The following is a 13,036-nucleotide window of genomic DNA, read 5'->3' as shown; positions in this document are numbered from 1 at the left end:
TTATTCATGATTCGGGGGGGAATTCCATGATCTTGAGAAAAGTGTTGCCTGTAATGATGATTGCTGTCTTGTTAGCTGCCACTGCTTGCACCAAGAGCCAAGATGCGAGAGGACAAGAGGAACCCTCAACTAAAGCGGTTGAAGAGGGACCGAAGACCCCCGTTGAGATCACATTTTATAGTTCGAGTAAGGAGCCTTTGTTTGTTGAAGCGGTCCGAAGAAAGTTCCCGGATTATACCATTAAGTATATTCAGAAGGGAGCGGGCTTCTCTTTTCCGGAAATGATCGCCAGCAATCAAACCTTCGATATCTATGTAGAGAGTGCGCGAACCTATGCAAGAGATTTGCTTGGAGCTAAGCTTGAGATGGATATGACTGATTTGGCTGCCAAGCATCAAGTGGATCTGAGCCGTTTTGATAAAAACGGGTTGGATCAAATGCGGTCAGCGGGTGGGTTATACGGCCTCCCTATCTATGGAAGCGGCATGGCGCTGTATTACAATAAAGAAATTTTCGACCGTTTCGGGATCCCTTATCCAAAGGACGGCATGACCTGGGAAGAGACCTATGAACTGGCCAAAAAGCTGACCCGCGTCGATGACAAATCGTATTACGGGTACTGGATAAAGACGAAAAGCTATTTGCGTAAAAACCAATACTCGCTGCCCTTTGTCGATATGAAGACGGAAATGGCACTGATCAATAACGAGAAATGGAAAAAGACGATCGAAACCGTATACGAAAAATTCAGCTCGATCGAAGGCATGGAAGGGAAGTTCGGCACTCAATGGCCGGGCTCCGATGTGTTTTATAAAAATAAGGATGTGGCAATGTATTTAACAGATTCGGATATGCATCAGGGTGTGAAGGAAATGAGGGATATGAAGTGGGATATGGTATCCGTTCCAACCTTTAATGATGCACCTCGGATCGGGCCTCAGATTATGTACACGTATTTGGGAGTTCCATCATTCAGTAAGCATAAGGACGAAGCAATGAAGGTTATTCAATATTTGACTTCAGACGAATTCCAGATGGAACTATCCAAGCAAGGCTTTCTAACGGCTCTGAACAATCAGGATATTCAAAATACGATCGGTCAGGATACGGTGGATAAGGACAAAAATTTGAAGGCGATTTATTATAACCCGTTTGCCCCATCAGGTCCGACTACCAAATACGATGAGTATGTCATCGAAGATGGAATTGACAACGTAGCACTTCGCGAGCTGGTTAATAAGAAGACCGATCTTAATACGATGATTCGCAAAGCGGAGGAACTGGCTAATCAATCCATACAGAAAAATAAAAACTAAGCTGGAAGTTATTCAAGTGAATGGAGGAACGCTAGGATGGATGACAACGATCTAATCCGTTATATCGGTGGAGAGTCGGCCAATACCGATTATCATGACGGACAGCTGAGACCTGTGGTGGGTACGCATAACTATCAAATAATTCGCGCCAATCGTACCCGGATAGAGTTTGCCGATGATTTGGGGTGGACGTACAATCATGCTCCGATGCTGGCTCATTGGCACGGGAAATTTTATTTGCAATATTTAAGCAATCCGGTTTCAGAGCATGTTCCTCCAGGACATACGCTGCTGACCGTGTCTGTTGACGGCATTAGTTGGGAGAAACCCAAGGTCGTGTTCCCGGCCATCAAGATTCCAGAGGGTGTATATCATAACCCAGATGCCCCGGAGCTCCCCCCTGATAGCTATGCTGTTATGCATCAACGGATGGGATTTTATGAAGCGCCGAACGGGAAATTACTTGTGCTTGGATTTTATGGCATTTGCCCTACTTATCGTGTACATCCGAATGATGGCAACGGGATAGGTCGTGTGGTCAGAGAGATCTATAGGGATGGCAGCTGGGGACCAATTTATTTTTTGCGCTATAACCTTCATGCTGGCTGGAACGAAGCGAATACGGAGTTTCCATACTATCCATCATCGCCGGATCCAGCATTCATAGAGGCTTGTGAGGCACTGCTTGCCGATAAGCTGATCACCATGCAGTGGTGGGAGGAAGACCGCAGCAAGGATGGATTCTACACGATAACTGGAGGCAAAGCTTCATCTACCTACCGTCTGCCTGATGGCAGGGTTATCGCGGTATTCAAGTCTTCCAAGGCTGCTGTGACGGAAGACGAAGGACAGACATGGTCTAAGCTGCACGATGTACCGTCGTTCATCATGGCGGGAGCTAAGGTGTGGGGACAGCAAATGGCTGACGGGAAGTACACACTCGTATACAACCCGACGCCGACAGGAAAATACCGCTGGCCGCTTGCTATGTTAACCAGTGTTGACGGCTTGCAATTCGACCATATGGCGGTCATTCATGGAGATGTATCGCCGATGCGTTTCTCCGGGCACTACAAAGACTATGGCCCTCAGTATATTCGGGGGATCGAAGCGGGGAATCCACTGCCGACAGGAAGCGACATGTGGCTAACCTACAGTGTGAATAAAGAAGATATATGGGTAAGCCGAGTTCCTGCACCTGCAGAGCTTCGAGTGGATAAGCCGGTACGGGACCTATTCGACGATATGCCTACTGGGGGCTATGTCCGGGACTGGAACATTTACAGCTGCCAATGGGCACAGGTGTCGATTGAGCCTTTCCCTTCACAAACCAATAAAAGCTTGAGACTGCATAATATGGATCCGTATGATTACAGTAAAGCAGTCCGCGTATTTCCCGAAAGCCGTAAAGTTCGTATTCATTTCAAGCTGCTCGCCGTTCCATCCGATACGGGGCAACTGCAAATCGAAGTTTGCGCTTACAAAGGAACGATACCGCTTCGCCTGATTTTGGATCATGACGGCTGGATCAAAGTGCAGCACGGAGGATTACACAAAGTCATGAGCTATAAGCCAGATCTATGGTATGAGGTTGTGCTGAACATCGATGTGCTCAGGCAAAAGTATGAATTGATCATAGAAGATTTCTGCAAAACATTTAGCTTCTTCTCCCCGGTGTTGTCCGTGGAGCGGCTTGTTTTTCGAACAGGCGCTTTCCGGAAGGAGCCGAATATCGATACGCCCTTAGAGTTTGACGATTGTTATGGAGCCGACGATCCCATAGAGGAATCTGTCTATTACATTCAATATGTGGAAACCTCGGAGCATGGATAAACAGGACGGTTAAGAGGCTAACGAGCGTTACGGGGAAACGTGATCTTTTATTCAAGCCAAATGGAAAGTTTTTCAAACATGTTGTATACAACGTTCCAAATATACATTATCATAATATTATTCCAAAAAAACGTGGATATGGAAGGGGAATTCAATGTTCCAGCCTAATGGGATCATACCAGCCATGATTACTCCGTTTCACAGCAATCAGGAATTGAATGAATCTGCACTACGGTTGCTAGTTTCAAAGTTACTCGCAGCAGGTGCTCACGGGCTTTTTTGCCTCGGGACCAATGGTGAATTTTTCTCCATGACCTTTGAGGAAAAAATACGAGTGGCTGAGGTCATCGTGGATGAAGTGAAGGGCCGGGTTCCGGTATACGTTGGTATTGGTCATATATCTACGGTCGAAACCGTGCAGCTTGCCCGAAGGATGGAAGATATCGGAGCAGATACGCTGTCGGTTATTACTCCATTTTTCTTAAAATTTACCCAGAAGGAATTGTTCGAGCATTTTCGGCGTATTGCCGAGTCGACATCTCTGCCGATCCTTTTATACAATATCCCCGCGCGTACGGGAAACCATTTGCAGCCGGAGACTGTTGCGGAATTAGCAGCTGTTGATAATATTGTCGGCATTAAAGACAGCAGCGGCAGCTTTGATACCATTCTCCAATATATTGAGTTGTCCGGGCCGGATTTTTCGGTTCTTGCCGGTACGGATTCTCTCATACTGCCCACCTTGATGGCTGGAGGACAAGGGGCGATTGCAGCAACTGCCAACGTGTTCCCCGAAGCAGTGGTCTCTATCTATGAGAATTGGAAAAAAGGCAACTATGATCAAGCAGAAAGCAGCCAAAGGGTGCTAAGAGACTTACGGAACGCATTCCAGCTCAGCACACTGCCATCTGTGCTTAAAGAAGCATTGAATATACTTGGGTTTCCTGCGGGACCTCCCCGGTTGCCAGTCAATCCTCTTTCCGGAAAGGAGAGGTCGGAGCTGATCTATGTGATGGAGAATTATCTTAGCAAAGGACTGCTTCGAGCGGAGTGTTGATTTTAAGTTAATCGAAATCGAAGTGCAATAAAATAGAAGGTGTGAACAACCATGGAATTGCCTAGAATTGATACCTCCAACTTATGGGACAAAACGTACAGCGTATTAAAGCATCAAATTATTCGCCGTCACTTTACTCCGAATGAAAAAATATCTATCCCGGATCTGGCTTTCAAGCTTGGCGTTAGCCGCACCCCAGTTCGAGATGCTTTAAATCGCCTGGAAATGGAAGGACTTGTGAAAACAGTGTCCAAAGTAGGCACCTTCGTGGTAGCGATTAATACTCAGGATATCATAGATATTATGGATACCCGGCTTATGCTTGAGCTTTGGGTGATCGAGAAATTGGGGCAGGCGGATAAGGATGTTAGGCAAAACGCTATTATGAATATGGAAAATATACTTCTGCGTTCCTCACAACTGATCGGAGCCGATCAAGTGGATGACTATTTATCAGCAGATTATAATATGGCCTTTCATATCGAATTTATGAAAATCGGACAAAATCAAAAACATATCGATATTTATTTGAGGCTGATGGATTACCGCTATATTACGATGAAATCTTCCATTGTTTCCTCGGAAATGGTCAGAGCAGCGCAGCTTCAACATGAGGAAATCATCCATGCCATGAAAAGCGGGACCACTGAGGAGATACGTAAAGTAATCCGGCTACACTTGGAAGATTCTCAACAACGACTTCTGAAGGTCATTAGCGATCACGGGGGAATGATATAATTTTTTGACCAAGCAGACGCCAAGGCGGCTGCTTTTCACTATTCAAGAATCCTCGATAAAGCTTAAAACTGGAGGTTCACCATATGTGCAAAGTTTGGACACTTGGTGTGTTAGGACTAGGAGAAGGCAGAAGTATTATATCGGCTGCGCTGCAGAGTGAGAAATGGATATTGGGGAATATTTGCGATTTGAACGAAGAGCTCTGCATAAAAAGGTGCCAGGAATTCGAATACCCGAGATATACATTGAAATATGAAGATCTCCTTAATGATCCGTCCATTGATGTCATAGGTATTTATACACCGGATCAACTTCACGCCATGCATATCAAACAGGCGCTGGAAGCCGGAAAACATGTCATTTGCACCAAGCCTCTGTTGGTTTCCTTAGAGCAGGCTAACGAGCTTCTAGAAACTCAGCGAAAAGCAGGGAAAAGTGTGTTTGTTGGCCAAAGCTCTCGATATTTTGAGCCTCTGATGATGCAGAGAAATGATTTCGATAATGGCTTGCATGGTGAGCTGTTGACGGTAGATACACACTATATCAGTGATGCCCGATGGTTCCTGAAAAAGGGCTGGAGCCATCAAAAAGGCTTCTCATGGATGTATAATTTTATGATCCACGCGGTCGATCTGGCGGTCTGGTATATGACCGATATCGAAGAAGTTTACGGCGTAGGAATCGTAAGTTCAAATACGATGGAATACCAACTATCTGTTCCAGATACCATGAAATTTATTTTGAAAAACAGAGAGGGCAAGTGCGTTAACGTTAGCGGGGTTTATGCAGCTCCAACACTAGGGAAAGAGGTTCAACAGCAAATCAGCTGCACCCTGACAGGAACAAAAGGGATCAGTAGAGCAGGATATCCCAAACTTGCTTATTATACTAATTTTGAACCTATTACCAAAACAGCACAGCTGCACCAGTATGACGAAAAACATGGTTATTATTTCCGCTTTGAGGGAGAAAGTCATCATGCTGGAGAATATCAGAACTATATTGAGGCATTTTCCGATAGAATGAATACTGGACAAGCACCAAAACCGGATTTGCAGGAAGGCATTCGCACTCTTGCGGTAATGGAAGCGATGGAAGAATCCATGAAGACAGGGCAGGTTGTCAGAGTTGAGGATGTTCTCAACAGACGCAACATTGTATTGTAAGGACAAAAAGACAGTTTCCCGATTGAATTGAAGATGATTACAATAAAACAAGCTGACTCTGTGGATTACGGAGTCAGCTTGCAGCTGTTTTTTTGTTGTTACATAATAGAGTCCTTGAGAAATATTCAAAAGCAATCTGCTTTGATAGATTTAGGTTAAGTCCTGAAGGGGCCTTGACGATTTGCGCAGGACAAGTCGAGTATCTACGAATGCCTTCATGTTTACACAATCCCCGGTTTCGATCATACTCATTAGCTTTTTGACAGCCATTTTGGCGATGGTTTCCTTCTCCACGTGGATGGTCGTCAGCTCTGGAGTAATGACCATGGATTCATGAATATTGTCAAAACCGACAACAGATATGTCATCCGGGACGCGTAATCCGGCTTCGGCTAGCGATTTGATAACGCTGATAGCGATATAATCACATTCGCAGAACAATGCCGTAGGCAAAGCTCCTTTACGCTCCTGAAACTGGGCTATAAGGCTCGGCTGAGCCGTTATGGCAGTAGGGGAGCTAGTAAAAACATCGGCTTCCTTCAGCGATTCTCCGTTCTCTTCCAGACAAGCGAGGACTCCCTTTCTCCGCATATCAAAATTGTACATCCGATAATTGGATTTAACATATCCGATCCGCCGATGCCCAAGCTCCAATAAATGCTGCACGGCTTGGTATGCACCCATCATATTGTTCATGACTATGAAATTGGCCTGTTCGGTCACGAAACACGTGTCTAGAACAACCAGATTCGGTTGTATGTTCTTGATCAAACGGATGTGTTCTTTCGATAAATTCGTACCCAACAATATAATGCCGTTGGACTCGTTCTCGGTCTCGAGTTGATCAATCCTTTGCTCCAACTGATCAGAAGGCACAGAGGAGAACAACAAGGAGTATCCATTAGTCCGGCACTGCTCTTCAAAGCAGCGAATCAACTCCATAAAGAACGGCTGTTGCGCATATTGCTCTAATACGATACCGGAATTGGTGCAGGCAACAAAGCGTAAAGTTTGAGTTATGCCGCTCGTTTTTTCGGTTCGAGCTTGAATGCGGGGAGTATATCCGCCTTCCTTGGCAATATTGATAATTTTGAGCCGAGTTTCTGGACTGATACCCGGTTTGCCATTGAGTGCCAGGGATACCGCAGATTTGGATACATTTGCCAGTTTGGCGATATCCTCTATTTTCAAAAATATGCACTCCTTTAATAGGGTTACTGATCGGTCAGAAAGAGATCACTAAACATTATACTAAATCAGATTCTAATAGACAAGAAACGAACAGAAATATATAAAAAAGTTTAGTTATTCTAGTATCCTTATAACAGACGGCAATCATCGACAACCAGCACAGTTTTAAAGACCAGAAATTCTATGAAGAACATAAAAGAAACTGCTTTCATTCATGAGCTGGCTACTAAAATAATCAAAAGTTTAGTCTCGTTACATCCTGAACGAGCACAACCGTATGGAGGAGGGAGATTTATTAAGCTAATCGGGCTCGAACGTCTTCACCCGACAAGACAGCTATTGTAATGCTTACTCTGTAGCAATTGACTGACGAATAACAACAAGCAGCCTAAGACGAATTCGGGTCCCTGGCTGCTTGTTATTCAATGGATTGGTATATATTATTGTAAAAAGCGCGTATGCTGCATCACTTCTTCAGCTTCTCGGTCTCAATCTTCTTATTGCCTTCTTCCTCCGCCTTTCTCAATACGGAGTTGACGTCCACATTACCTAGTGATAGATCGATGAATTGAGAGGTTAGTGCTCCTTCAGCAAGCCCGTCATAAGTAGTTTTATTCGGTATCGGGGCGAATTGATTTCGGAACACTGCTCCGAAATTAATATCTTTATAGTCCGTTTCCGTTGCAAATACTTTTTTGTAGCTTTCATCCTTTAATACCGGCATGACCCCTTTCTTCGAATATTCCATCTGATACTCGCTGGATACCAAATACTGGATCGCCTGAAAAGCCTCCTCTTTATGCTGGCTATTAGCTGGAATTGTAAAGAAAGTAGGGTAGGCTTGCGACCCGATTCCCGGCATATCTTTGAAGGTCGGAAGCGAGACCATATTAAAGTTCGTTGTCTTATAACTGGAATCGATAAAAGGAAGGTTGGATTGATGAACATACATCGCCAAGTCTTGAGTTCGTGTGAACTCGGTCGCATAGGGCAGCTTATTGTTTAAGCTGCGGATTTTCTCTTTATAGCCCTCACTTGCGGCAGGCCTGACGAACATCGTCTGGAGCAGCGTTCTCCACTTTTCATCTGTAAATGTCGTTGTGTTTGTCTTGGAATTAACGACTGGCAGAGAAAAGGGGTTCATTCGCAAGATATGGTTGGGGGATACAGCCAATCCAGCGTATTGTTTCCCTTCCTCAGACTTGTTAAACTGCTGCGACATTTCAATCGCTTCATCCCACGTCATGCCATCCTTAGGATACGAGACGCCGAAACGATCGAAAATATCTTTGTTGTAATACATGACCATATTGTTATTGTTGACGGGCAGCCCCCATATTTGCCCACCACCGGAATTCGACTTCATGGCATCGATTAATGTAGGCTCGAATGCATTCAAATCTACATTATACTTCTTAATAAGCGGTGTTAGATCCTGCTGCAGATTGTATTGAGGCACGCTAACGAAAAATCCGCCAATAGATTCGTAATAAATATCTACAGTGACGCCGGCAACGATCAAATTTTGCAGCTTCTGTGCTTCGTTGTTTCGAGGATTAATAAACTTGAATGTAATGTTAGGGTACTTCTTGCGGATCGGGTCGCCAAATCGTTCGTTCCACGATTCTTCTGAATCTCCGGGAGCAGAGTATACGGTAAGCTCTATCGGTTTATTGCTGGACGTCAAAGATGGTGCAGGAGTATTTTGAGAGTCGCCCATTCCTGTTGTATTGTCTTTGGTTCCAGTATTGCTGCAACCGCTAATGGAGGTAGCAAGCATCACAGATGATAAAAAAAGAGCTATACCTTTATTTCCACTTAACATACAAACACCCCTCTGGATTCATTCCTTTTTAAAGCCCAAAATGATACCTAGATTGTTTAGTAAAGTTTATATCGATCTAGTTAGAAAAGAAGAAATGCGATATGTAAGCGCTGTATTTTTGTGTCAAATTCATGATATCACCTTCGTTTATAGCCTGTCAATTAGATAATTTAATAAAATATGACTAAAATAAACTAAATTTAAATATATTTTAGTTGCTAAATTTGTGAAACGATTAGTTGAGTTCTTGGGTTCGTCAATTCTTATTGAATAATGTCGAGAATAAGCTGTGATAGTGTTAACCAGAAATATCTGGTTAACCTTTTTTATGGTCGTATACGATGGTGGTAGAACGTGGTTGATCAAGTCTTCCCTCCATATGAGGGAGTGTTCACCGTTCTGTATTCAAAAACAATGCAGTGTGTTGTATTACCATTCCGAAAATGGATAGCGATGGTTAAATGCTTGGTTTCGCAAGGATGTGCAAATCCCGCAAGATAGTTGAAGACGAAATCGCATGGCGTCAAAATAGTACGATTGTTATGCAAAAGGTACTTCCTATATAGTTTTAAATAGGTTAATGAAATAGTTATTCATATGTCGAGGAGATGAGCTTACATGGCCCAATTCAATATGCAATCTTTTGCGCAGCCGGAAGCTGCTTACCGGATTCATCCGTTTTGGTTTTGGAACGGGGAAATGGACGACGAGCAAATTCGTTATCAGATCGATGAGATGGCGGACAAGGGCTTGGGGGGATTTTTCGTCTGTGCGAGACAGGGGCTGCAAGTACCTTACTTATCCGATGCCTGGTTTCAAAAAGTACGCGTAGCTGTTGAAGCTGCCGAGCGCCGTAATTTGCATGTGTGGCTCTACGACGAGTATCCGTATCCAAGCGGTATCGCTGGCGGTGAGGTGACGCTGGAGCATCCGGAGGCCAAGCACTACACGCTGGAGCATCGGGCTGAGCGGGTGCAGGGCGGACAACATCTGTCCATCGAGCTGCCTTGGGCGCGTATTCTGTACGCGAAGGCGATTCCAATTAGTCAGGATGGCGAAAAGCTATGGAATAAAGTGGTGGATATCCGTTCGTCCATCGGGAACTTCCAAGCGGAGCCGATTTTTCAAAAAGCGGGCTTGACTGCTTATAACCAAAAGCGGTTCTTTACTTACCGCACAGTTCAGAAAATGGAATGGACCGCGCCGTCAGGCGATTGGGAAGTGTTGATCCTCCAGGAGAAGGAAATCGAGGATTTCAAATATTACGGCACGTTCGTCGATCCGTGCAATCATGAAGCGATGGCAACCTTTATTCGGTTAACTCATGACAAGTATGCCCAGCATTTGGGCGAATATTTTGGCGGAACGATCAAAGGAATGTTCACCGACGAAATCGGGCTCTTGGGCAGTATGCCATGGTCGCCGAAGCTGCCTCAATTTTTCATGGAGCAAAACGGCTATGACCTCCGGGAACATCTGCATGCACTGTTGTATGAAGAAGCCGATCAGGCGGCCCGCATTCGGTATGACTATTACCAGGCCATTCATGAGCTCTTGCTCGGTGCTTATCATAAGCAGGTGCATGATTGGTGCGAGCGGTACGGACTGCAGTATGTGACCGAGGTGCCGTCCGTACGACATACGACACAGCGGTACAGCCATGTGCCTGGAGGGGATACCGCGCATGAAAAGCTCGGACGTTCATTGGATTGGATTCTGAACAACGCTGCTGAAAGCTTCCGGAGCAGTGCCAAAATGGTCAGCTCCATCGCCCGCCAGTTCGGTCGTGAACGCAATTTAATCGAGTGCTTCCATAGTGTAGGATGGTCGATGACACTTCAGGATGCCAAGTGGATGATTGATCGGATGGCAGCGCAAGGAACGAACTTCTTTAACTTCCATGCCTTTTTCTATACGCTCGATGCGCTGATGAAGCATGACGCTCCGCCGTCGCAGTTTTTGCAAAATCCGTATTGGAAGCATTTCAGACATCTTGGCGATTATGTCGGACGGATCAGCTACGTCATGAGTTGTGGACAAGCGGAAATCAAGGCAGCGGTTCTTCAACCGACAACCTCGCTGTGGGCGCACATGGGTAATCCTTTCCACAATTTTGATTACGGCGGGAAACAAGCCGATGAGAAAAGGAAACTCGAAGACCTGAAAGCTTGGTGGACACGCATTTGCAATGAGTTGACGTACAGCGGCAGAGACTATGATCATTTGGATACGGGACTGTTGGCGGAAGCTGTAGTGGAGAACGGTCTTATTACGCTGGGGAATGCCAGTTATTCCATCGTAATCGTGCCGCCAATGACCAATCTGGAGAGCGGCGCATGGGCGAAGCTCGAAGCCTTCCTCGCGCAGGGCGGAACAGTGATCAGCATGGGGCAGTTGCCTTATCAGGCTATTGAATCGAACGGCTGGGACGCAGCTTCAGCTGCGAGCGCCTTCGGTTTGCCGCAGCCTAGCACCGAACAATTCTGGAGCGAAAGCGGTGAACAAGCGCTGTCGTGGTCCAAAGGCACAGCGAACGCGTATCATTTGCCGTACACGGCAAAGGCGGACGAAACCGCCGCGCTGGGTAGCATGACTTCGCTGCTGGAAGAGCTGCAGCCGCTGACCGTGAAGCTGGAGCCAGCTTATGGCGGACACAGTATATTGATGCAAACACGAAGAATTGATGCGGATAGCTTCCTTGTCTTCGTAAGCAATCAGGAGGAAGCGGTACGCGACTTGTCCTTGCAGGTATCGGCCGCCTTATGGGGTGCAGCTGGGGCGTCAGCCGCAGAGTTCACAGAGCTATCGTTGGATCGTGGAGACGAAGCTGTGGTGCACGCAGAGCAATCGGGTGATGGCTGGACGCTGCCTGTTCTGTTAGGCTCCTTCGAATCCAGACTGTTCCGTATTACCCGTAGTGAAGCAACTGAAGCGGTTCTGAGCAAACCATGGGATTTGAAGGTTGATGCGTCTGAGGTGACATTGTGGACTATGCAGACCGAAGAGGATAACGCGGTCCGATTGGATGCGTTCCAGCTCTCACTTCAAGGAGTGAATGGTTCGGAATCCGTAATTGAGGATGCAGGACAGCTGGTGCAGGTCAAGACATTCATTGATCAATGTGCGGATCTGGCAGCTTCCACAAAGCTTCCGGTGCAAATGAGTCAGCTCTTCGGAACCCCGATGCGCATCCGCTTGGCTTATCCGCTGCAAGCACGCTATACGGCAACCATCGTCGCAGAGAAGTCGCTCGATAAGGTGCATCTAATCATGGATCAAGGTGCGTTGTCCGGGGAGGGCTCGATTCTGATTAACGGTCATCGTCTCCAGAAGTCGGACTTTGCTCGCAGCAACTTGTATGACTATATGAACGTAGGCTGCGATATCACTTCTTTTATCCAACCAGGCGTAAATGAGATCGCGGTAGAGGTGACTATCGAGCATGATTGGAACGGTCTTATCGATGCGTTGTACATTACAGGCGCCTTCCAAACCGGCTTTGACGCTGAGCAGCGTCCAGTCTTGAAGCGTCCGGCCGTTCAGGAGCATCCGCTTGCAGCTAGTCCCTACACGGGTTATCCGTACTTTGCAGGAACCATGACATTCCGCCGCGAGCTTCAGATTGACGTATTGCCAGCGGAGGATAGCTTTGAGCTTACGTTTGAAGACTTGGACAGCGAGTTCCATGACGTGGCTGAAGTATTGGTAAACAGTGTGTCCCTTGGGGCCCGCACTTGGATGCCTTACCGCTTCCGCGGACAGACGTCAATACTTGAAGAAGGTACGAACCGCATCGAAGTTCGTGTGACCAATACGTTGATCGGTTTGCTGGAAGGTAAATATTTCGATTATGCGAAGCATGAGTTAAAGCCGGTCTATACGGCTCCACGTGCATAAGAGGAATACAATA

8 protein-coding genes are annotated in these 13,036 nt (G+C 46.1%); 6 read left to right on the top strand and 2 right to left on the bottom strand.

The features are described from left to right. The first annotated feature begins 26 nt into the window (after nt 1-26). The 5 genes from QMA13_RS24725 to QMA13_RS24705 all read left to right on the top strand — a co-directional run bounded on the left by QMA13_RS24725 (nt 27) and on the right by QMA13_RS24705 (nt 6,110). The gene (locus QMA13_RS24725; protein WP_282936381.1) at nt 27-1,316 is read left to right on the top strand and encodes an ABC transporter substrate-binding protein; all 1,290 of its coding nucleotides are present in this window, start codon (nt 27-29) and stop codon (nt 1,314-1,316) included. A gap of 36 nt (nt 1,317-1,352) precedes the next feature. Continuing rightward, on the top strand, nt 1,353-3,149 hold the full coding sequence (locus QMA13_RS24720) for a sialidase/neuraminidase family protein (RefSeq protein ID WP_282936380.1): 1,797 nt from the start codon (nt 1,353-1,355) through the stop codon (nt 3,147-3,149). A gap of 154 nt (nt 3,150-3,303) precedes the next feature. Beyond that, a complete protein-coding gene (gene dapA / locus QMA13_RS24715; protein WP_282936379.1) occupies nt 3,304-4,206 on the top strand; it encodes a 4-hydroxy-tetrahydrodipicolinate synthase in 903 nt (300 codons plus the stop codon). 51 nt (nt 4,207-4,257) lie between these two features. After that, nucleotides 4,258-4,944 (top strand): GntR family transcriptional regulator, encoded by a 687-nt coding sequence (locus QMA13_RS24710; RefSeq protein ID WP_282936378.1) that lies wholly within the window; start codon nt 4,258-4,260, stop codon nt 4,942-4,944. An 83-nt stretch (nt 4,945-5,027) separates the two neighbouring features. After that, on the top strand, nt 5,028-6,110 hold the full coding sequence (locus QMA13_RS24705; protein WP_282936377.1) for a Gfo/Idh/MocA family protein: 1,083 nt from the start codon (nt 5,028-5,030) through the stop codon (nt 6,108-6,110). Nucleotides 6,111-6,260: 150 nt separating this feature from the next. Here the strand turns inward: QMA13_RS24705 and QMA13_RS24700 are convergent, their stop codons facing one another. Beyond that, nucleotides 6,261-7,301 carry a LacI family DNA-binding transcriptional regulator gene (locus QMA13_RS24700; RefSeq protein ID WP_282936376.1) on the bottom strand — a complete coding sequence of 347 codons (1,041 nt, stop codon included), beginning with the start codon at nt 7,299-7,301 and terminating at the stop codon, nt 6,261-6,263. Between the two features lie 466 nt (nt 7,302-7,767). Continuing rightward, a complete protein-coding gene (locus QMA13_RS24695) occupies nt 7,768-9,126 on the bottom strand; it encodes an ABC transporter substrate-binding protein (RefSeq protein ID WP_282936375.1) in 1,359 nt (452 codons plus the stop codon). 618 nt (nt 9,127-9,744) lie between these two features. Here QMA13_RS24695 and QMA13_RS24690 point away from each other — a divergent pair. Beyond that, nucleotides 9,745-13,023 carry a glycosyl hydrolase gene (locus QMA13_RS24690; protein ID WP_282936374.1) on the top strand — a complete coding sequence of 1,093 codons (3,279 nt, stop codon included), beginning with the start codon at nt 9,745-9,747 and terminating at the stop codon, nt 13,021-13,023. Nucleotides 13,024-13,036 lie beyond the last annotated feature (13 nt).

The sequence above is a fragment of the Paenibacillus sp. RC67 genome (assembly GCF_030020805.1).
Taxonomy (GTDB): domain Bacteria; phylum Bacillota; class Bacilli; order Paenibacillales; family NBRC-103111; genus Paenibacillus_S.
This window is presented reverse-complemented; position numbering and strand designations above follow the sequence as displayed.